The sequence below is a fragment of the Streptomyces sp. NPDC017991 genome, assembly GCF_044328075.1.
Lineage (GTDB): Bacteria > Actinomycetota > Actinomycetes > Streptomycetales > Streptomycetaceae > Streptomyces.
This window is the reverse complement of sequence record NZ_JBIRGP010000005.1, coordinates 172,858-194,353: the sequence shown is the minus strand read 5'-3', so window position 1 is coordinate 194,353 and position 21,496 is coordinate 172,858. Positions and strand designations below refer to the sequence as shown.

Below are 21,496 nucleotides of genomic sequence, written 5' to 3'. Positions count from 1 at the left end.
CGCACGGAATCATGAGCGTGGTCGGGCAAGTTCTCTACGTCGTGCTGATGTGTTTCCTCATCGTGCTGATCTTCCGGCTGGTCATGGACTACGTGTTCCAGTTCGCCCGCTCATGGCAACCCGGCAAGGCGATGGTGGTCGTTCTTGAGGCGACTTACACTGTCACTGATCCACCGCTCAAGCTTCTGCGGCGGTTCATTCCGCCGCTACGTCTCGGGGGCGTGGCGCTCGACCTGTCCTTCTTCGTGCTGATGATCATCGTCTACATCCTGATCTCCGTTGTGAGCCGGCTGTGAACGATACGGTCTTGCCGAACGCCGACGATGCCGACGACTACGTTGAGGTGAAGAGATGCCGTTGACCCCCGAGGACGTGCGGAACAAGCAGTTCACGACCGTCCGCCTCCGAGAAGGCTATGACGAGGACGAGGTCGATGCCTTCCTCGATGAGGTCGAAGCCGAACTGACCCGCCTGCTCCGCGAGAACGAGGACCTGCGCGCCAAGCTGGCCGCCGCCACACGCGCCGCCGCGCAGAACCAGCAACAGGGCATGCGCAAGCCTCCCGAACAGCAGGATCCGCAGCAACAGCAGGGTCCGCCGCAGGGCATGCGAGGCGGTCCGGGCGCTCCCGTGCCCGCCGGCATATCGGGCCCGCCGCAGCAGCAGATGGGTGGCCCCATGGGCGGCCCCCCGCAGCTGCCGAGCGGTGCCCCGCAGCTTCCCGCGGGCCCCAGCGCCCAGGGTGGCCAGCAGGGTCCCGGCCAGATGGGTCAGGGCCCCATGGGTCAGGGTCCGATGGGCCAGGGCGGTATGGGTCAGGGCGGCATGGGTCAGGGCCCGATGGGCCAGGGCGGCATGGGCCAGGGTCCCGGCCCCATGCAGGGACAGATGCAGCAGCAGATGCCCCAGCAGATGGGCGGCCAGATGGGCGGCCCCATGGGCGGTCCGATGGGCCAGCACGGCCCGCAGATGGGACAGCCCGGTCAGGGCCCCGGTGGCGACAGTGCCGCCCGGGTGCTCTCGCTGGCCCAGCAGACCGCCGACCAGGCGATCGCCGAGGCCCGTTCCGAGGCCAACAAGATCGTCGGCGAGGCCCGCAGCCGCGCCGAGGGTCTGGAGCGCGACGCCCGTGCCAAGGCCGACGCCCTGGAGCGGGACGCGCAGGAGAAGCACCGCGTCGCGATGGGCTCCCTGGAGTCCGCCCGCGCCACGCTGGAGCGCAAGGTCGAGGACCTGCGAGGCTTCGAGCGCGAGTACCGTACGCGTCTGAAGTCCTACCTGGAGTCGCAGCTGCGTCAGCTGGAGACCCAGGCCGACGACTCGCTGGCTCCGCCGCGTACCCCGGCGACCGCCTCGCTCCCGTCGTCGCCGAGCCCGTCCATGGCTCCGGCCGGGGCGAGTGCGCCGTCCTACGGTGGCAACCCGATGGGCGGCCCCGGTCCCGGTGCGCAGTCCTACGGCGGCCAGCAGCAGATGTCGCCGGCCATGACCCAGCCGATGGCGCCGGTCCGGCCGCAGGGGCCCTCGCCCATGCAGCAGGCGCCCTCGCCGATGCGTGGCTTCCTGATCGACGAGGACGACAACTGACGGCCTCCCCTACGCCGTAGGCGTCGGCAGCGTTCAGGGCGGAGCCCCCGGATATCCGGGGGCTCCGCCCTTTTCTGCCGTCTTTTTCCGCGTCCGGGGGTGGGACGGCGAAGGCCCTGGGCCACCAGAGGTTCTGGTGGCCCGGGGCCTTCGCGGTGCTCGGGGCGGGGGCTCAGGTCACGCGGTTGTTGTGGCCTGCGCTTGCAGGGTGCCCTGCGCCCACCCGTGCCGCCCCGCGGCACGCCTGCCCGCAGGAGGCGGGGGCGGGGCTACGCCTTGCGGAGGCGGAACGTCAGGGACAGGGGTTCGTCCGTGAACGGGGTGCCGTAGGTGTCGTCCGCCTCGGACTGGGAGAAGTCCGTTGCCAGGACCTCGTCCGAGATCAGGGCGGAGTGCTCGGTGAGCGCCGCGATGACCTTCGGGTCCGTGGACGTCCAGCGCAGGGCGATCCGGTCGGCCACGTCGAGGCCGCTGTTCTTACGGGCCTCCTGGATCAGCCGGATGGCGTCCCGGGCCAGGCCGGCCCGGCGCAGCTCCTCCGTCAGCTCCAGGTCGAGCGCGACCGTGGCACCCGAGTCCGAGGCGACGGACCAGCCCTCGCGCGGGGTCTCCGTGATGATGACCTCGTCCGGGGCGAGCGTGACGGTCTCGCCGTCGACCTCCACCGACGCCGTGCCCTCGCGCAGGGCCAGGGACAGCGCCGCCGCGTCGGCCTCGGCGACGGCCTTCGCCACCGCCTGGACGCCCTTGCCGAACCGCTTGCCCAGGGCCCGGAAGTTCGCCTTCGCCGTCGTGTCGACCAGCGAGCCGCCCACCTCGGACAGGGACGCGAGCGAGCTCACGTTCAGCTCTTCGGTGATCTGCGCGTGCAGCTCACGGTCGAGGGAGCCGAAGCCGGTCGCCGCCACCAGCGCGCGGGACAGCGGCTGGCGGGTCTTGACACCCGACTCCGCGCGCGTGGCACGGCCCAGCTCCACGAGACGGCGTACGAGCACCATCTGCTTCGACAGCTCCGGGTCGATGACGGACAGGTCCGCCTCCGGCCAGGTCGACAGGTGCACGGACTCCGGGGCGTCGGCGGACACCGGCACCACGAGGTCCTGCCAGACCCGCTCGGTGATGAACGGGGTCAGCGGGGCCATCAACCGCGTGACCGTCTCGACGACCTCGTGCAGGGTGCGCAGGGCCGCCTTGTCGCCCTGCCAGAAGCGGCGACGGGAACGGCGTACGTACCAGTTCGACAGGTCGTCGACGAAGGCCGAGAGCAGCTTGCCGGCCCGCTGGGTGTCGTACGACTCCAGGGACTGCGTCACCTGGTCGGTGAGCGCGTGGAGTTCGGACAGGAGCCAGCGGTCGAGGACCGGGCGGTCCGCCGGGGCCGGATCGGCCCCGCTGGGCGCCCAGCCCGCCGTGCGCGCGTACAGGGCCTGGAAGGCGACCGTGTTCCAGTACGTGAGGAGCGTCTTGCGGACGACCTCCTGGATGGTGCCGTGGCCGACGCGGCGGGCCGCCCAGGGGGAGCCGCCGGCCGCCATGAACCAGCGCACGGCGTCCGCGCCGTGCTGGTCCATCAGCGGGATCGGCTGCAGGATGTTACCCAGGTGCTTGGACATCTTGCGGCCGTCCTCGGCGAGGATGTGGCCGAGACAGACCACGTTCTCGTACGACGACTTGTCGAAGACCAGCGTGCCGACGGCCATCAGCGTGTAGAACCAGCCGCGGGTCTGGTCGATGGCCTCCGAGATGAACTGCGCCGGATAGCGGCTCTCGAAGAGCTCCTTGTTCTTGTACGGGTAGCCCCACTGCGCGAACGGCATCGAACCCGAGTCGTACCAGGCGTCGATGACCTCCGGCACGCGCGTGGCCGTCTTCTCGCACCCGGTCTTCTCGCACTGGGGGCAGGCGAAGGTGACCTCGTCGATGAACGGGCGGTGCGGGTCCAGCTCCGACTGGTCGGTGCCGGTCAGCTCGGTCAGCTCCGCGCGGGAGCCGACGACGGTGAGGTGGTCGTCCTCGCAGCGCCAGATCGGCAGCGGGGTGCCCCAGTAGCGGTTGCGGGACAGGGCCCAGTCGATGTTGTTGTTCAGCCAGTCTCCGTAGCGGCCGTTCTTGACCGAGTCCGGGAACCAGTTGGTCTTCTCGTTCTCCTGGAGGAGCCGGTCCTTGACCGCCGTGGTGCGGATGTACCAGGACGGCTGCGCGTAGTAGAGGAGCGCGGTGTGGCAGCGCCAGCAGTGGGGGTAACTGTGCTCGTACGGGATGTGCTTGAAGAGCAGCCCGCGGCTCTGTAGGTCTTCCGTGAGCTGTTCGTCGGCCTTCTTGAAGAAGACACCGCCCACGAGCGGGACGTCCTCCTCGAAGGTGCCGTCGGGGCGCACGGGGTTCACGACCGGCAGTCCGTACTCGCGGCAGACCAGGAGGTCGTCCGCGCCGAAGGCGGGGGACTGGTGGACCAGACCCGTACCGTCCTCGGTCGTCACGTACTCCGCGTTCACCACGTAGTGGGCGGGCTCGTCCTTCGGGAACTCGACGAGCTCGAACGGGCGTTGATAGGTCCAGCGCTCCATCTCGGCGCCCGTGAAGGACTGGCCGGTGGTCTTCCAGCCCTCGCCGAGGGCCTTCTCGACGAGCGGCTCGGCGACGACGAGCTTCTCGGCGCCGTCCGTCGCGACCACGTACGTCACGTCGGGGTGCGCGGCGACCGCCGTGTTGGACACCAGGGTCCACGGGGTCGTCGTCCACACCAGGAGCGCGGCCTCGCCCGCGAGCGGACCGGAGGTGAGCGGGAAACGGACGAACACCGAGGGGTCGACGACCGTCTCGTAGCCCTGCGCCAGCTCGTGGTCGGAGAGGCCCGTGCCGCAGCGCGGGCACCAGGGGGCGACGCGGTGGTCCTGCGTCAGCAGACCCTTGTTGAAGATCTCCTTGAGCGACCACCAGACGGACTCGATGTACTCCGGGTCCATCGTCCGGTAGGGGTCGTTCAGGTCGGCCCAGTACCCCATGCGGGTCGTGAGCTCTTCGAACGCGTCGGTGTGGCGGGTCACGGACTCACGGCACCTGGCGTTGAACTCGGCGATGCCGTACGCCTCGATGTCCTTCTTGCCGTTGAAGCCCAGCTCCTTCTCGACCGCCAGCTCCACCGGGAGGCCGTGGCAGTCCCAGCCGGCCTTGCGGCCCACGTGGTAGCCGCGCATGGTGCGGAAGCGCGGGAAGACGTCCTTGAAGACGCGGGCCTCGATGTGGTGGGCGCCCGGCATGCCGTTGGCCGTGGGCGGGCCTTCGTAGAACACCCACTCCGGGCGGCCCTCGGACTGCTCCAGGGTCTTGGCGAAGATCTTCTGCTCGCTCCAGAAGTCGAGCACGCCGTGCTCAAGAGCGGGCAGGTCGATCTGGGCCGGCACCTGGCGGTACTGCGGCTGTGTACTCGGCTGCGTATCCAACGAACTTCCTCCGGCGGACTTCTGCCTTCCGTCCGGAGGGACGAGAGCTGGGCTGTCACCTGCGCCGTGTGCGGCGCGCTCCCGCGGTACCACCCTCCTTGGCCCCCCGCCGCTTTCCGCACGTCGGTGAGCCCCCTCATTGGGGTCGCGATACCGGTTCTACCGGCCGCTGCGGGCTTGCTGCGGCTTTCTTCCGGCGGCTCCGGGGTGATCTTCGCGTCGCGCTCGCCCCCGGGCTCACACCGTCCCCGGGTCGCTCCTGGCCGCCTACGCCGCTACTCGTCCCCATCCACGCTTCTCGCTGCGCCCAGTGTACGGCGCCGGGCCGACAGCGGCCGACCGGTTTTGCGGGGCCCGCGGGGGAGGGGCGGCGCCGCCCGGAAGCGGCGGGCACTGACCCGAATGCCGAGGGGCCGGTGTTCGCATCCTGGGACGGCCGACACGGCGGATTACCCGGCGGGGAGCTGGGCACAACGCTTGCAGACTCGCTGTGCGGTACGCGCGGGGCGGGCGGATCGGGCGGCGTGCCCCGTTGCCGCGGGACTCAAGTCGATTTATCGTCCCAGCACGATTCGCGTGCAAGGTCACAAAATGTGAAGGGGCCGCGGCCATGGTGGCGAAAAAGACCGCCGAACAGCAGTCGGCGTCCGGCAGATCCATGGGGGCGGCCGGTGACTCCGGGGCGGCTGCCGAGGGTGTCGGCGGCAGGAAGAGCGCCACCGGGAAGACCGCCGGGGCGAGCAGGACTGCCTCCGGGACGAGCACCGGGACCGGCGCCGGGACGGCTTCCACGGAGACGGCCCCGGCGAAAACGGCCGCTACGAAGAAGCCTCGTACGAAAACGGCCGCAAAGAAGACGGTCGCCTCGAAAACGGCCGCTAAGAAGACGGCTTCCGCGAGGGTGGTCGCCACGAAGACGGCTTCGGCTGGGGCGGCGGCCTCCGAGGAGATGGCGGCTTCCGCGAAGAAGGCCGTCGGCGGGACGGCACCCGCCAAGACGGCCGGTACGCGGCCCGTCCCGGCGAAGGCGGAGAAGGCGGCCGGGAAGTCCGCGGCGCCGGTGAAGCGGGCGTCCCGGAAGGCGTCCGCGGGGAAGGGCACACGCACGGCCAGGAAGGCGGTCGCTTCCGCGGCCGACGGAGCAGCGGCACAGGCCGCCGAGACGACGGGAGCCACGACGGTGGTTGCGAAGAAGACCTCTGGCACGGCCGCGGCGGCGGACAAGCCCACCGCGGTTCCCAAGGCGCGGGTGGCCGCGGCGGAACCCGGCGAGCTCGCGGTACGCCCCGGCGAGGACCCGTGGACGCCGCAGGAGGCCGCGGAGGCCCGTGAGGAGCTGCTCTCCGAGGCGCTGCGGCTGCGGGCCGAGATCACGCACTCCGAGGAGTCCCTGGCGGGGCTGATGCGCGACTCCGGGGACGGCGCGGGCGACGACCAGGCGGACACCGGCACCAAGAACATCACGCGTGAGAGCGAGATGGCCCTCGCGGCCAACGCGCGGGAGATGCTGGAGCAGACCGAGCGCGCCCTGGAGCGGCTGGACGCGGGTACGTACGGGCTCTGCGAGAACTGCGGCAACGCCATCGGGAAGGCCCGTATGCAGGCCTTCCCGCGGGCCACGCTGTGCGTCGAGTGCAAGCAGAAGCAGGAGCGCCGCTACTGACGTCCCGCTGATCGAACACGATCCGCCCGGTGTGCCTCCTGGGCACCTGACCGCGGCGGACCGTGCCGTACCCTCGTGCTCAGTCAGGCACCTAGGTCGAGGGACTTACTCACGTGGCAGAGGCGGAGCGCATCATCGGTACGCCGGATACGCCGGATACGCCAGATACGCCGGATACCCCGGGCGCGGCGGGGGCCGAGCCGGAGCAGCCCGACAGCGGGGCGACCTCGGACGAGGCCGCGGCGCCCAGGGGCAGGCGCCGGATCGCCGTGCTGTTCACCGTCGCCGCCCTGGCGTACGCGCTGGACCTGATCAGCAAGCTGATCGTGGTCGCGAAGCTGGAGCACCACGAGCCGATCGAGATCATCGGGGACTGGCTGAAGTTCGAGGCGATCCGCAACGCCGGCGCGGCCTTCGGCTTCGGCGAGGCCTTCACGATCATCTTCACGGTGATCGCCGCCGCCGTGATCGTGGTGATCGCCCGGCTCGCCCGCAAGCTCTACAGCCTGCCCTGGGCGATCGCGCTCGGCCTGCTGCTCGGCGGCGCGCTCGGCAACCTCACCGACCGGATCTTCCGGGCGCCGGGGGTCCTGGAGGGCGCGGTCGTCGACTTCATCGCCCCCAAGCACTTCGCGGTCTTCAACCTCGCCGACTCCGCGATCGTCTGCGGCGGCATCCTGATCGTCCTGCTGTCCTTCCGCGGCCTGGACCCGGACGGTACCGTCCACAAGGACTGAGCGCCGGTCACCGGCTCCGGTCACGGGCTCCGCGCGCGGGCTGCCGTGAGCCGGTGTCTCACCCGTCCGGCATACTCGACGGGTGAGTACCGTTCCCGATATCCGTACCCTGCCCGTGCCCGACGGCCTGGAGGGCGAGCGTGTAGACGCCGCCATCTCCCGCATGTTCGGCTTCTCCCGTACGAAGGCCGCCGAGCTCGCAGCGGCGGGGAAGGTCACGGTCGACGGCTCGGTGGTCGGGAAGTCCGAGAGGGTGCACGGCGGCGCCTGGATGGAAGTCGAGATGCCACAGGCGGCCGCGCCCGTGCAGATCGTCGCCGAACCCGTCGAGGGCATGGAGATCGTGCACGACGACGACGACGTGGTCGTGATCGTCAAGCCGGTCGGCGTCGCCGCGCATCCCAGCCCCGGCTGGTCGGGCCCGACCGTGATCGGCGGCCTCGCCGCCGCCGGGTACCGGATCTCGACCTCGGGCGCCGCCGAGCGCCAGGGCATCGTGCACCGCCTCGACGTGGGCACGTCGGGCCTGATGGTGGTGGCCAAGTCGGAGTACGCGTACACGTCGCTCAAGCGCCAGTTCAAGGAGCGCACGGTCGACAAGCGCTACCACGCGCTCGTCCAGGGCCACCCCGACCCGACCAGCGGCACCATCGACGCGCCCATCGGCCGGCACCCGAACCACGACTACAAGTGGGCGGTCACCGCCGAGGGCAAGCCCTCCGTGACGCACTACGACCTGATCGAGGCGTTCCGCTCGGCCTCGCTGCTCGACATCAAGCTGGAGACCGGGCGGACGCACCAGATCCGCGTCCACATGTCGGCCCACCGGCACCCCTGCGTCGGCGACCTGACGTACGGCGCAGACCCGACGCTGTCCAAGCGGCTCGGGCTCACCCGGCAGTGGCTGCAGGCGGTACGTCTCGGATTCGAGCATCCCGGGGACGGGCAGTGGGTCGAGTTCGAGGCCGGCTACGCCGATGACCTGCAGCAGGCGCTGGACCGTGTGCGGGAGGAAAGCAACGTATGAGCCCGTCGTCGAACCCGCCGCCCTACGTGGTGCGGGTCGCCGAGGATCCCGCCGACCGTGAGGCCTGCTTCGCGGTGCGCAAGGAGGTCTTCGTCGTCGAACAGCGGGTGCCCGAGGACCTGGAGTACGACGCGTACGACGCCGGTGCCGTGCATGTGCTCGCCATGGGCGAGGACGGGCGGACGCTCGGCGCGGGACGGCTGCTGCACGGCGGGGCGGCGGCCGTGAAGACCGGCGGCGAGGCCGGTGTCGGCTCGCTGGGGCGGCTCGCCGTCGTGCGGGCCGCGCGGGGGCTGGGGGTCGGGGTCGCGCTCGTGCGGGGGATCGAGGACGCGGCACGCGCGCGTGGGCTGACGGCGGTCGACCTGCACGCGCAGACCCATGCGCTGGGGTTCTACGAGCGGTTGGGGTACGTGGCCTACGGGCCTGAGTTTCCCGACGCCGGGATTGCGCACCGGGCGATGCGGCGCAGTCTTTGAGGGGCGGGCGGGCCGGCCGGGTCGTGCTTCGGGTGCGGGCCGGTGGGGGCTGGTCGCGCAGTTCCCCGCGCCCCTGACGGGCACCCCTGAACAACGCCCCTGACGGGCGCCTGTGACGGGGGCTCTGGTGCGTCTGCGTGTGGAAACTGTTCGCGGTGGCACGCTTGGGGTTTGGCCTGTTCTGAACGTCTAGACCCCTGGAGCCCTGAACGTGGACCAGCTGGCCCTGTTGTTCGTGCTGTTGCTCGGGGCCGTCGTCAGCGTTCCGCTGGGGGACCGCTTCGGGCTTCCCTCGCCGGTGCTGATGACCCTGCTCGGGATCGTGCTGGCCGTCCTCGACTTCGTACCGAACGTGGACATCCCGCCCGACCTGATCCTGCCCGCGCTGCTTCCGCCACTGCTCTACGCCGCCGTACGGCGTACCTCCTGGCGGCAGTTCACCGCCAACAAACGGCCGATCTTCCTGCTCGCCGTGGCCCTGGTGTTCGTCACCACCGCCGTGGTCGCCGCGGTCGCCCACTCGGTCGTGCCCGGTCTGCCGATCGCCGCCGCCGTGGCGCTCGGCGCGCTGGTGGCGCCGCCCGACCCGGTCGCGGCGACCGCCGTCGCGGGACAGCTCGGTCTGCCGCGCCGCCTGGTGTCGATCCTGGAGGGCGAGGGTCTGTTCAACGACGTGACGGCCATCGTGCTCTACCACGTGGCCATCGCCGCCGCGATCAGCGGCTCCTTCTCGTTGCAGGGCGCGGCACTCGACTTCCTGCTGTCCGCCGTCGTCGCGGTCGCCGTGGGACTCGGGCTCGGCTGGGCCGCCAACCGGCTGATGGACTCCCTCGGGGACCCGACGCTGCAGATCAGTCTGACCCTGCTCGTGCCGTACGCCGCGTACGTGCTCGCGGAGGAGCTGCACGGGTCCGGGGTGCTGGCGGTGCTCACCACGGCGCTGTTCCTGGCGGAGTACGCCAACGACGCCGACGACGTCATGACGAGGCTGGCCGGGCACACCTTCTGGAACATCGTCGACACGCTGGTCACCGGGGTGGCCTTCGGGCTCATCGGACTGGAGCTGCACAACGCGATCCGCACGGCGTCGGGGCGCTGGGGGGAATTGCTCGGCTGGGCCGCCGCGATCGTGGGGGTCGTGGTGCTCGTACGCCTGGCGTGGCTGCTGCCCGCCACCTGGCTGACCAAGCGGCTGCACGCGAAGCGGGATCTCGACGAGGACATCCCGACGACCTGGCGGGAGACCGTTGTCATGTGGTGGGCCGGGATGCGCGGGGTGGCCTCCGTCGCGCTGGCGCTGGCCATTCCACTGGAGATGGAGAACGGGGAGCCGTTCCCCAACCGGGACGAGATGATCTTCGTCGCGTTCGGGGTGATCATGGCCACGCTGGTGCTGCAGGGGCTGAGTCTGCCGTGGCTGGTGCGCAAACTCGGTGTGCAGGCCGACACCGACCGGGAGAAGGAGTTCGAGAAGACGCTCGCCGTACGGGCGGCCAAGGCGGCGAAGCAGCGGTTGCGGGAGCTGGAGGCGACGGAGGACCTGTCCGACGAGCTGACCGAGCAGTTGCTGCGGCGGGCGTTCGACATCGGGTACCGGATCAGTCCCGACCTGGGGGAGGACGAGCGGCGGGAGGCGCATGAGCAGCGGGCTCGGCGGATCAAACTGGTGCGGCGGATCCAGGGGGAGATGTTGTCCGCCGCTCGGCATGAGGTGCTGGCCGCGCGCAGTGAGCCGGGGGCGAATCCGGAGGTCGTCGACCGGGTTCTACGACATCTGGATGTCCGGAGCTTGAAGTAGGCGGGGGGTGCGTGGGCGGGTGGGTGCGGCCCCGGTGGGGGCTTGTCGCGCAGTTCCCCGCGCCCCTGAAGACAAAAGATTGCGCCGTTCCCCGCGCCCCTGTTAGGGGGCGCGGGGAACGGCGCGAACGGCCCCCACCGGGGCCGCGCTCGAAGGTGTTCGGGGGACGGGTCAGCCGCGGCCCGTGCGAGGGGGTTCCACCGCTCGGCCCCGGGTGGTGGCGCGCGAGCGGTGCGGGTCCGCGCCGTTGGTGTGCGGGGCCGTGCCCGGGGGCAGGATCGCGTCGGCCGTGTTGACGCGGGGCAGGGCGTACGGGTGGTGGGCGGTCAGCCAGCGCAGCATCTGTTCGCGGACGGTGACCCGGACCGTCCAGACGTCGTCCGCGTCCTTCGCGGTGACCAGCGCGCGTACCTCCATCGTGCTGGGCGTGGAGTCGGTCACGGCGAGGCCGTAGTCGCGACCGTCCCACGCGGAGCACTCGCGGAGGATGTCCCGGAGCTTGTCGCGCATCTCCTCGACGGGCGCGCTGTGGTCCAGGTGGAAGAAGACTGTCCCGGTCATCTGCACCCCGCCGCGGGACCAGTTCTCGAACGGCTGCGAGGTGAAGTACGAGACCGGCATCGTGAACCGGCGCTCGTCCCAGGTGCGCACGGTCAGGAAGGTGAGCGTGATCTCGTCGACCGTGCCCCACTCCCCGTTCACCACCACCGTGTCCCCGAGCCGCACCATGTCGCCGAAGGCGATCTGCAGTCCGGCGAACATGTTGCTGAGCGTGGACTGCGCGGCCACACCGGCGACGATGCCGAGGATGCCGGCCGAGGCGAGCAGCGAGGCGCCGGCCGCGCGCATCGCCGGGAACGTCAGCAGCATGGCGGCGACCGCCACCACACCGACGATCGCGGAGACGACACGCTGGATCAGCGTCACCTGCGTACGGACCCGGCGGACCCTGGCCGGATCGCGGTGGGCGTGCGCGTAACGGGAGTACGAGGACTCGACGATCGCCGTGGCGATCCGCACCATGAGCCAGGCGGTGGAACCGATGAGGACCAGGGTCAGGACCTGGCCGATCCCGGCGGAGTGCTTGGGCGCGATGTCCGCCTGGTCGTACAGCCCTCTCAGCATCGCGGCGCACATGGCGAACTGCAGCGGAAGACGGCAGCGGCGCAGCAGGCCCCACAGCGGGACCTGGTGGTGGCGTTGATCGGCGCGTCGCAGCAGCAGGTCGACCAGCCAGCCGACGAGCAGCGTCACCACGAGCGAGCCGCCGATCACGATCAGCGGGCGAAGCACGTTCTCCATGCCTTCGACCGTAACCGGCCCCCGGGGTCACTAACCTGTGGCCCCGGTCATATCTGAGGTGACCGCGTTGTCGGTGGTGGCTGGCACCATGGCTTCATGAACATCATGCTCTTCCATTCGACCTTCGGTCTGCGGCCCGCGGTGCGGGACGCGGCGGACCGGCTGCGCGCCGCGGGACACGAGGTGTGGACGCCCGACCTGTTCGAGGGGCGCACCTTCGAGACCGTGGAGGAGGGCATGGCCTTCAAGGACGAGCTGGGCAAGGAGGAGCTGCTCAGGCGCGCCATCCTGGCCGCGGCGCCCTACTCGGAGCGGGGGCTCGTGTATGCCGGGTTCTCGCTGGGCGCGGCGACCGCGCAGACCCTGGCGCTCGGTGACGACAAGGCCCGCGGACTGCTGCTCCTGCACGGCACGTCCGACATCGCGGAGACCGCCTCGGTGGACGAGCTGCCGGTCCAGCTGCATGTCGCCGAGCCGGACGCCTTCGAGCCCGACGACTGGCTGACCGCCTGGTATCTGCAGATGGGCAAGGCGGGGGCCGACGTGGAGGTCTACAGATACGCGGGCGCCGGGCACCTCTACACCGACCCCGGTCTCCCGGACTACGACGAGGAGGCCGCCGAGGCCACCTGGCGGGTGGCACTCGGCTTCCTCGAAACCCTGTGACCGGCGAAACCTTGTGACCGGCGAAGCCCTATGACCCGCGACACCGTGTGACCGACGAGATCCTGCAGCCGGCCGGGGACCCGCCGGGATCAGACCGGGTCGTACGTCCGCTCGACCTTCTGCGTGCCGCTGCGCGTGCGGTACGAACGGGCCCAGGACGCCGTCGCGTTCGTGGTCGTACGGTCGGAGAGGACGTAGTAGTCCATCTGTGCCCGCTCGGTGGTGAGGTCGAGGACGCCGTAGCCGTGGCGGTCGGTGTCGACCCAGTGGACATGCCTGTTGGCGGCCCGGATCACCGGTGACGCCAGGGCCGAGACCGTGCCCTCGGGCACCTTGACGAGGTCGTCGAGGTTGTCGGAGGTCACCGAGGTGACGACGAACTCGGTGGCGGCGGAGGCCGACAGCGGATACGTACCGGCGTTGTACGGCACGTCGTTGGCCCAGGCCATGTGGATGTCGCCGGTGAGGAAGACCGTGTTGCGGATCGCGTTGTCCCGCAGGTGCGCGAGGAGTTCGCGGCGGTCGTCGGTGTAGCCGTCCCACTGGTCGGTGTTGAGGGCGAGGCCCTCCCTGGGCAGGCCGAGCAGTTCGGCGAGGGGCTTGAGGAGTTCGGCGGAGAGCGAGCCGATGGCGAAGGGGGCGATCATCACGGAGTTGCCGACCAGCCGCCAGCTGGTGTCGGAGGCCCGCAGTCCCGCCTTCAGCCAGTCGAGCTGGGCCCGCCCGGTGAGCGTACGGGCCGGGTCGTCCACCGTGCCGTCACCGGTCTTCACCTGCTGCGAGCGGTACGAGCGCAGGTCGAGCAGGGAGAGGTCGGCGAGTTTGCCGAAGCGCAGCCGCCGGTAGGTGGTCCCCTCGACGGCGGGCCGCACCGGCATCCACTCGAAGTAGGCCTGCTTGGCGGCGGCCTGGCGGGCGGACCAGGCGCCCTCGGCGCCCTCGGTGTGGTTCTCGGCGCCGCCCGACCAGGTGTTGTCGGCGAACTCGTGGTCGTCCCAGATCGCGATGACGGGTGCCGCCGCGTGCAGGGCCCGCAGGTCGGGGTCGGTCTTGTAACGGCCGTGCCGGGTGCGGTAGTCGGCGAGGGTGACGATCTCGTGCGCCGGGGCGTGCGGGCGTACGACCGTGTCCCGTGTGGCGTACTCGCCGGTGCCGTACTCGTAGATGTAGTCGCCCAGGTGCAGCCAGGCGTCCAGGTCGCCGCGCGCGGCCAGGTGCCGGTACGCCGAGAAGTAGCCGGCCTCCCAGTTGGCGCAGGACACCACACCGAAGCGCATCCCGGCCACGGCCGCGTCAGGGGCGGGGGCCGTGCGGGTGCGGGCGGCCGGTGAGTCGGCGGGGCCGCTGGAGAAGCGGAACCAGTAGTCGGTGGCGGGCTGCAGGCCGCGGATGTCCGCCTTGACGGTGTGGTCGGACGCGGCGGTCGCGGTGGTGGAGCCCTTCGCGACGATCGTCGTGAACGCCTTGTCCGTGGCCACCGTCCAGCCGACCTCGACGTCCGGGCCGAGTCCGGAGCCGGGTGTCGCCCCGGCGGTGGGTGTCACCCGGGTCCACAGGAGGATGCCGTCCGGCAGGGGATCGCCCGAGGCGACGCCGTGCAGGAACGCGGGGGCCTCGGTGGCGCGGGCCGGCAGCGCCGCGGCGAGCGGGGCGCCGAGCACGGCGCCGGCCGCGGCCGCCTTGACCACCGTACGGCGGCTCGGTGCGGGGGAGTCGGGGCTGGGGTGGGATCTGATGCGACTGGTCACGGCCGGTCAGATTACTGATGGGTAGGGCTTTCTGTAAGGCGAAAGACGTGAAGGGCGGGCGAACGTGGAGAAGTTCGCCCGCCCTTACGGAGGGTGCCGGCCGGAACGCGCTACTTGGTGACGCCCGCGTCCTTGAGCGCCTTCTGCCAGTCGGCGACCGTGCTCGGGTTCGTGATCACCTTGTCGTTGATCTTGATGGTCGGCGTCGAGTCGACACCCTTGGCGTCGTCGAACGTCTTGCTCATCTTCATCGCCCAGGCGTCGTACGTGCCCTTCTTGACGGCGTCCTGGAACTTCTTGTTGTCCTTCAGCGCGTCCACCGAGTTCGCCACCTTGATCAGGTAGCTGTCCTTGGCGAGGTCGTCGGTCGTCTCCTCGGGGTGGTACTTCGTGGAGTAGAGCGCGGTCTTGTACTCCAGGAAGGCTTCGGGGCTGACGTTCAGCGCGGCGCCGAGCGCGCTCACGCCGTTCTTCGAGCCCTCGCCGCCGAGGTTGCCGTCGAGGAACGTGCCGAGGGTGAAGGAGAGCTTGTAGTCGCCGTCCGTCATGCCCTTGTTCACGGTCTCGCCGACCGTCTGCTCGAAGGAGGCACAGGCCGGGCAGCGCGGGTCCTCGTAGAGGTGGACCGTGTTGTCGGTCTTGGACTCGCCGATGACGACGGTCGAGCCGTTCTTGCCGCTGGTGTTGGCGGGGGCGACGACCTTCGCGTCGGCCGCCGCGTCCCACTTGGAGGGCTCGTTGTTCTGTACGACGGCGTAGCCGATGCCGCCGGCTATCGCGAGGACCGCGACGATCGAACCGGCGACGATGATCTGCCGCTTGGCCTTGTCGCGCTTGGCCTGCCGCTCGCGCTCGATGCGCAGCCGCTCACGGGCCGCCGACTTCGAGGCCTGGCTGTTCCGCTTGCTCATGATGGGTTCTCCGTGGGTGTGACAGGTGTACGGGGACTGGTGTGCTCAGGCGGGAACGGCCGAGCACGGCGGTCCACGCCGTCCCACGGAGTGCACGAACAGCCGCGTACGCGTGGCGGCGACCCGGCGCGTGGGCCGCGGCAGCCGGCGCACCGGAGTGAGATGCACGGTCACCGCGGCGACCGCGACCAGCAGCGGGCGGAACGTGGCGGCGGCCATCGCGTCCAGGAGCTGGGCCAGGGCGCGCTCGCCGCGGCGCAGCCAGGCTGCGGCGAGCAGGCCGACACCGATGTGCGCGCCGAGCAGCAGCCAGGCGGCGCCCGGGTCGGCCTGCGCGAGCAGGGCCGCGGCGGGGGTCGTCTCGCCGCCCGTCACCCGGGCCAGCGGGGCGCCGACCTCGCCGCCCCCGCAGAGCACGTCGAGGCCGACCGAGCGCAAGGGTCCCGCGACCGGGCCGCCCGCCTTGCCGTAACAGGCGTGCTGGCCCGCTGTGAACAGCGTGTCGGCGGCCAGTTCCAGCGGGATCAGCAGGGCGGCGATCCGCCCGAAGCCGCGCTCGCGGCCCGCCAGCGCGTACGCGACGACGAAGACGGCGCCGGCGAGCGCGGCCACGGTGGCCAGCGGCAGGGGGACCCGGGACAGCAGCACGTGCGACGCGGTACTGAGCGTCACGACCAGTGCCGTGAACAGCGCCGCGCGCACGGCTCTGAGCTGGGTCCCGGATATGTCCATGGTTCCGAAAGTCTGTCACGTACTCCTGTAGGGGACCCCTAAAGGGTTTCTGTGGGCGGTCGCGGTCCGGCGGTCGCGGTCGGTGGGCGGGCGGTCACAGGCCCGGGATCCGGCCGTTGCGGAACAGGTCCACGAAGATCTGGTGGTCCTCCCGCGCGCGGGCGCCGTACTCGTGCGCGAAGTCCACCAGGAGGTCGCCGAAGCTGTCCTCGTCGCCCGCGATCGCCGCGTCGATGGCGCGCTCGGTGGAGAACGGCACCAGCTCCGAGTGGCCGCTCTCGTCGTCCGCCGCGGCGTGCATGGTGGCGGTGGACCGGCCGAGGTCGGCGACGACCGCCGCGATCTCCTCCGGGTCGTCGATGTCGCCCCAGTCCAGGTCCACCGCGTACGGCGAGACCTCGGCGACCAGCTGGCCGGCGCCGTCCAGCTCGGTCCAGCCCAGCCACGGGTCGGCGTGCGCCTGGAGGGCGCGCTGGGAGATCACCGTGCGGTGGCCCTCGTGCTGGAAGTACCCGCGGATCGAGGAGTCCGTGATGTGCCGCGAGACGGCCGGGGTCTGGGCCTGCTTGATGTAGATCACCACATCGTTCTCCAGGGCGTCGGTGGCACCCTCCAGAAGGATGTTGTACGAGGGCAGCCCGGCGGAGCCGATACCGATGCCGCGGCGGCCCACGACGTCCTTCACCCGGTACGAGTCCGGGCGGTCGAGGGACGACTCGGGCAGCGTCTCCAGATAGCCGTCGAAGGCGGCCAGGACCTTGTAGCGGGTGGCCGCGTCCAGCTCGATGGAGCCGCCGCCCGGCGCGAAACGGCGCTCGAAGTCGCGGATCTCGGTCATCGAGTCGAGCAGCCCGAAGCGGGTCAGCGAGCGCGCGTCACGCAGGGCGTCCAGCAGGGGCCCCTGCGCGGTGTCCAGCGTGAAGGGCGGCACCTCGTCGCTCTTGGCGCCCGTCGCGAGGGCGTGGATGCGCTCCCGGTAGGCCGCCGCGTACGTCCGCACCAGGGCGGTGATCTGCTCGTCGCTCAGCGCCTTCGCGTAGCCGATCAGGGCCACGGAGGCCGCGAGACGCTTGAGGTCCCAGGTGAACGGGCCGACGTAGGCCTCGTCGAAGTCGTTCACGTTGAAGATCAGCCGGCCCTGGGCGTCCATGTACGTGCCGAAGTTCTCCGCGTGCAGGTCGCCGTGGATCCACACCCGGGAGGTGCGCTCGTCCAGGTACGGTCCGCCCCGCTTCTCCTGCTCCAGGTCGTGGTAGAAGAGCCCTGCCGTCCCGCGGTAGAACGCGAACGCCGAGGCCGCCATCTTCCGGAACTTCACGCGGAACGCGGCCGGATCGGCGGCCAGCAGTTCGCCGAAGGCGGTGTTGAAGACGGCGAGGATCTCTTCGCCGCGCTGCTCGGCGCTGAGCTGCGGAACCGACATCGCTGGGTGCCTCCTGGTGCAGGTGGTGCATGACGAGTGGGACGGAATGTGCGGTCCGCCGGAGCGGTTGTCTCCGTCATCATCCAACGGACGGGGGTGCACGGGAGTGCCCGTCCACCGTCCGATGAAGGTACGCACGAAGGTACGGGGGACGGCGCTCGAAGTGTCAGTGCTCAGGCATACACTTCGTGGCTGTCCCCCAGACTGTCCGCAGCCGGTAGGGATCTCGTCGACGCCAGTTCTCCTTGGAGGCCGAAGCCGTGTCAAAGCCGCCGTTCACGCACCTGCACGTCCATACCCAGTACTCGCTGCTGGACGGTGCCGCGCGGCTGAAGGACATGTTCGACGCGTGCAACGAGATGGGCATGTCGCACATCGCGATGTCCGACCACGGCAACCTCCACGGGGCGTACGACTTCTTCCACTCGGCCAAGAAGGCGGGCGTCACCCCGATCATCGGCATCGAGGCGTACGTCGCCCCCGAGTCGCGGCGCAACAAGCGCAAGATCAAGTGGGGCCAGCCGCACCAGAAGCGCGACGACGTGTCCGGTTCCGGTGGTTACACCCACAAGACGATCTGGGCGGCGAACCGGACGGGCCTGCACAACCTCTTCAAGCTCTCCTCGGACGCGTACGCGGAGGGCTGGCTGCAGAAGTGGCCCCGCATGGACAAGGAGACCATCTCCCAGTGGTCCGAGGGCCTGATCGCCTCCACGGGGTGCCCCTCCGGCGAGCTGCAGACCCGGTTGCGCCTCGGCCAGTTCGACGAGGCGGTCAAGGCGGCCTCCGAGTACCAGGACATCTTCGGCAAGGACCGGTACTTCCTGGAGCTGATGGACCACGGCATCGAGATCGAGAGCCGGGTCCGTGACGACCTGCTGCGGGTCGGCAAGAAGCTGGGCATCCCTCCGCTGGTGACGAACGACTCGCACTACACGTACGCGCACGAGGCGACCGCGCACGACGCGCTGCTGTGCATCCAGACCGGCAAGAACCTCTCCGACCCGGACCGCTTCCGCTTCGACGGCACCGGTTACTACCTGAAGTCGACGGACGAGATGTACGCCGTCGACTCCTCGGAGGCCTGGCAGGAGGGTTGCGCGAACACCCTCCTGGTGGCCGAGCAGATCGACACGACCGGCATGTTCGAGGCGAAGAACCTCATGCCGAAGTTCGACATCCCCGAGGGCTTCACCGAGGTCACCTGGTTCCAGGAGGAGGTGCGCCGGGGCATGGAGCGCCGCTTCCCCGGCGGCGTCCCCGACGACCGCCAGAAGCAGGCCGAGTACGAGATGGACGTCATCATCCAGATGGGGTTCCCGGGGTACTTCCTCGTCGTCGCCGACTTCATCATGTGGGCCAAGAAGCAGGGCATCGCGGTCGGCCCCGGCCGAGGCTCCGCGGCCGGTTCGATCGTGTCGTACGCGATGGGCATCACCGACCTCGACCCGATCCCGCACGGTCTGATCTTCGAGCGGTTCCTCAACCCCGAGCGCGTCTCCATGCCCGACGTCGACATCGACTTCGACGAGCGCAGGCGCGTCGAGGTGATCAGGTACGTGACGGAGAAGTACGGCGCCGACAAGGTCGCCATGATCGGCACGTACGGCAAGATCAAGGCGAAGAACGCCATCAAGGACTCCGCGCGCGTGCTGGGCTACCCGTACGCGATGGGCGACCGGCTCACCAAGGCGATGCCCGCCGACGTCCTCGGCAAGGGCATCGACCTGAACGGCATCACCGATTCCAAGCACCCGCGCTACGGCGAGGCCGGCGAGATCCGCGGGATGTACGAGAACGAGCCGGACGTGAAGAAGGTCATCGACACCGCGAAGGGCGTCGAGGGCCTGGTCCGGCAGATGGGTGTGCACGCGGCCGGCGTGATCATGTCCAGCGAGCCCATCGTCGACCACGCCCCGCTCTGGACGCGCCACACCGACGGCGTCACGATCACGCAGTGGGACTACCCGCAGTGCGAGTCGCTCGGCCTGCTGAAGATGGACTTCCTGGGCCTGCGCAACCTCACGATCATGGACGACGCCATCAAGATGGTGAAGGCCAACAAGGGCATCGACCTGGAGATGCTCGACCTCCCGCTGGACGACCCCAAGACCTTCGAACTGCTCTGCCGCGGTGAAACCCTCGGCGTCTTCCAGTTCGACGGCGGTCCTATGCGCTCGCTGCTCCGCCAGATGCAGCCCGACAACTTCGAGGACATCTCCGCCGTCTCGGCCCTCTACCGGCCGGGCCCGATGGGCATGAACTCGCACATCAACTACGCGGAGCGCAAGAACAAGCGCCAGGAGATCACCCCGATCCACAAGGAGCTGGAGGAGCCGCTCGAAGAGGTCCTGGCGGTCACCTACGGCCTGATCGTCTACCAGGAGCAGGTCCAGAAGGCCGCCCAGATCATCGCCGGCTACTCGCTCGGCGAGGCCGACATCCTGCGCCGCGTGATGGGCAAGAAGAAGCCCGAGGAACTGGCGAAGAACTTCGTCCTCTACCAGGCGGGCGCCCGGAAGAACGGCTACAGCGACGAGGCGATCCAGGCCCTGTGGGACGTACTGGTCCCGTTCGCCGGATACGCGTTCAACAAGGCCCACTCGGCCGCGTACGGACTGGTGTCGTACTGGACCGGCTATCTGAAGGCGAACTACCCGGCCGAGTACATGGCCGCGCTGCTCACCTCGGTCAAGGACGACAAGGACAAGTCGGCGGTCTACCTCAACGAGTGCCGGCGCATGAAGATCAAGGTCCTGCCGCCGAACGTCAACGAGTCGGAGCAGAACTTCGCCGCGCAGGGCGACGACGTGATCCTCTTCGGCCTCTCGGCGGTCCGCAACGTCGGCACGAACGTCGTCGAGTCGATCATCCGCAGCCGCAAGGCCAAGGGGAAGTACAACTCGTTCCCCGACTACCTCGACAAGGTCGAGGCCGCCGCCTGCAACAAGCGCACCACGGAATCACTCATCAAGGCCGGTGCCTTCGACACGATGGGGCACACCCGCAAGGGCCTCACCGCGCACTTCGAGCCGATGATCGACAACGTGGTCGCGGTGAAGAGGAAAGAGGCCGAGGGGCAGTTCGACCTCTTCGGCGGCATGGGCGAGGCCGACAACACCGAGCCGGGCTTCGGCCTGGACGTGGAATTCACCACCGACGAATGGGACAAGGCCTATCTGCTCGCCCAGGAGCGGGAGATGCTCGGCCTGTACGTCTCCGACCACCCGCTCTTCGGCCTGGAGCACGTGCTGTCCGACAAGGCCGACGCGGGCATCGCCCAGCTCACCGGCGGGGAGCACGGGGACGGCGCGGTCGTCACCATCGGCGGCATCATCTCCGGCCTCCAGCGCAAGATGACCAAGCAGGGCAACGCCTGGGCCATCGCCACGGTCGAGGATCTCGCCGGTTCCATCGAGTGCATGTTCTTCCCGGCCACGTACCAGTTGGTGTCGACGCAACTCGTCGAGGACGCCGTGGTGTTCGTCAAGGGCCGCCTCGACAAGCGCGAGGACGTGCCGCGGCTGGTCGCGATGGAGCTGCAGGTCCCGGACCTGTCGAACGCGGGCACCAACGCGCCCGTGATCCTCACCATCCCGGCCTTGAAGATCACCCCGCCCATGGTCAGCCGGCTCGGCGAGATCCTCAGCCACCACCGGGGCGAGAGCGAGGTGCGGATCCGGCTCCAGGGCCCGAGCAAGACCACGGTCCTGCGGCTCGACCGGCACCGGGTGAAGGCCGATCCCGCGCTCTTCGGCGACCTGAAGGTGCTGCTGGGCCCGGCCTGCCTGGCGACAACCGGCTGACGGCCGCCGGGCTCACCGGGCACCCGGTTCTTCAGGCGTCCGGTTCTTCAGGCGTCCGGTTCTTCGGACGTCCGGTTCTTCGGACGTCCGGTTCTTCGGGCCGGCGCGAGGGGCGCACCCGTGCACGGGTGCGCCCCTCGGCGTGTGCCTGGGCCGTAATGGCCCGTGCGCCCG

The 21,496-nt window shown here is 70.0% G+C and carries 15 protein-coding genes; 9 read left to right on the top strand and 6 right to left on the bottom strand.

What is annotated here, in order from left to right; translation table 11 throughout:
* The first annotated feature begins 11 nt into the window (after positions 1–11).
* Positions 12–296, top strand: a complete 285-nt coding sequence (locus ACH4DZ_RS17155) for a YggT family protein (protein WP_107017493.1) — start codon at positions 12–14, stop codon at positions 294–296.
* 55 nt (positions 297–351) lie between these two features.
* A complete protein-coding gene (locus ACH4DZ_RS17150) occupies positions 352–1,587 on the top strand; it encodes a DivIVA domain-containing protein (RefSeq protein ID WP_398287938.1) in 1,236 nt (411 codons plus the stop codon).
* Positions 1,588–1,856: 269 nt separating this feature from the next.
* Here the strand turns inward: ACH4DZ_RS17150 and ileS are convergent, their stop codons facing one another.
* Positions 1,857–5,030, bottom strand: coding sequence for an isoleucine--tRNA ligase (ileS, locus tag ACH4DZ_RS17145; RefSeq protein ID WP_398287937.1), 3,174 nt, complete (start codon positions 5,028–5,030; stop codon positions 1,857–1,859).
* Positions 5,031–5,640: 610 nt separating this feature from the next.
* Here ileS and ACH4DZ_RS17140 point away from each other — a divergent pair.
* The 5 genes from ACH4DZ_RS17140 (at position 5,641) to ACH4DZ_RS17120 (ending at position 10,734) form a co-directional block, all read left to right on the top strand.
* Entirely contained in the window at positions 5,641–6,693 is a 1,053-nt protein-coding gene (locus ACH4DZ_RS17140) for a TraR/DksA C4-type zinc finger protein (RefSeq protein ID WP_398287936.1), read from the top strand.
* A gap of 113 nt (positions 6,694–6,806) precedes the next feature.
* Positions 6,807–7,430 carry a signal peptidase II gene (gene lspA / locus ACH4DZ_RS17135; protein ID WP_398287935.1) on the top strand — a complete coding sequence of 208 codons (624 nt, stop codon included), beginning with the start codon at positions 6,807–6,809 and terminating at the stop codon, positions 7,428–7,430.
* An 82-nt stretch (positions 7,431–7,512) separates the two neighbouring features.
* Complete coding sequence (locus tag ACH4DZ_RS17130; RefSeq protein WP_398287934.1) at positions 7,513–8,457, top strand: RluA family pseudouridine synthase; 945 nt, start codon at positions 7,513–7,515, stop codon at positions 8,455–8,457.
* The gene (locus tag ACH4DZ_RS17125) at positions 8,454–8,936 is read left to right on the top strand and encodes a GNAT family N-acetyltransferase (protein WP_398287933.1); all 483 of its coding nucleotides are present in this window, start codon (positions 8,454–8,456) and stop codon (positions 8,934–8,936) included. The genes ACH4DZ_RS17130 and ACH4DZ_RS17125 overlap by 4 nt, the downstream gene beginning before the upstream one ends.
* Positions 8,937–9,147: 211 nt before the next feature.
* The gene (locus tag ACH4DZ_RS17120) at positions 9,148–10,734 is read left to right on the top strand and encodes a Na+/H+ antiporter (RefSeq protein ID WP_398287931.1); all 1,587 of its coding nucleotides are present in this window, start codon (positions 9,148–9,150) and stop codon (positions 10,732–10,734) included.
* Between the two features lie 171 nt (positions 10,735–10,905).
* Here the strand turns inward: ACH4DZ_RS17120 and ACH4DZ_RS17115 are convergent, their stop codons facing one another.
* Positions 10,906–12,036, bottom strand: coding sequence for a mechanosensitive ion channel family protein (locus ACH4DZ_RS17115; RefSeq protein WP_398287930.1), 1,131 nt, complete (start codon positions 12,034–12,036; stop codon positions 10,906–10,908).
* Between the two features lie 96 nt (positions 12,037–12,132).
* On the opposite strand from ACH4DZ_RS17115, the gene ACH4DZ_RS17110 reads away from it, so the two are divergent.
* Positions 12,133–12,702 (top strand): dienelactone hydrolase family protein, encoded by a 570-nt coding sequence (locus tag ACH4DZ_RS17110; RefSeq protein ID WP_398287929.1) that lies wholly within the window; start codon positions 12,133–12,135, stop codon positions 12,700–12,702.
* Between the two features lie 89 nt (positions 12,703–12,791).
* Here ACH4DZ_RS17110 and ACH4DZ_RS17105 read toward each other — a convergent pair whose 3' ends face one another.
* The 4 genes from ACH4DZ_RS17105 to ACH4DZ_RS17090 all read right to left on the bottom strand — a co-directional run bounded on the left by ACH4DZ_RS17105 (position 12,792) and on the right by ACH4DZ_RS17090 (position 17,516).
* A complete protein-coding gene (locus ACH4DZ_RS17105) occupies positions 12,792–14,450 on the bottom strand; it encodes an alkaline phosphatase D family protein (RefSeq protein WP_398287928.1) in 1,659 nt (552 codons plus the stop codon).
* A 110-nt stretch (positions 14,451–14,560) separates the two neighbouring features.
* Positions 14,561–15,361, bottom strand: a complete 801-nt coding sequence (locus tag ACH4DZ_RS17100; protein ID WP_398287927.1) for a DsbA family protein — start codon at positions 15,359–15,361, stop codon at positions 14,561–14,563.
* Positions 15,362–15,406: 45 nt separating this feature from the next.
* Positions 15,407–16,093 carry a hypothetical protein gene (locus ACH4DZ_RS17095; protein WP_398287926.1) on the bottom strand — a complete coding sequence of 229 codons (687 nt, stop codon included), beginning with the start codon at positions 16,091–16,093 and terminating at the stop codon, positions 15,407–15,409.
* Positions 16,094–16,187: 94 nt separating this feature from the next.
* Positions 16,188–17,516 carry a DUF2252 domain-containing protein gene (locus ACH4DZ_RS17090; RefSeq protein ID WP_398287925.1) on the bottom strand — a complete coding sequence of 443 codons (1,329 nt, stop codon included), beginning with the start codon at positions 17,514–17,516 and terminating at the stop codon, positions 16,188–16,190.
* A gap of 260 nt (positions 17,517–17,776) precedes the next feature.
* On the opposite strand from ACH4DZ_RS17090, the gene dnaE reads away from it, so the two are divergent.
* Positions 17,777–21,322, top strand: coding sequence for a DNA polymerase III subunit alpha (gene dnaE / locus ACH4DZ_RS17085; RefSeq protein ID WP_398287924.1), 3,546 nt, complete (start codon positions 17,777–17,779; stop codon positions 21,320–21,322).
* Positions 21,323–21,496 lie beyond the last annotated feature (174 nt).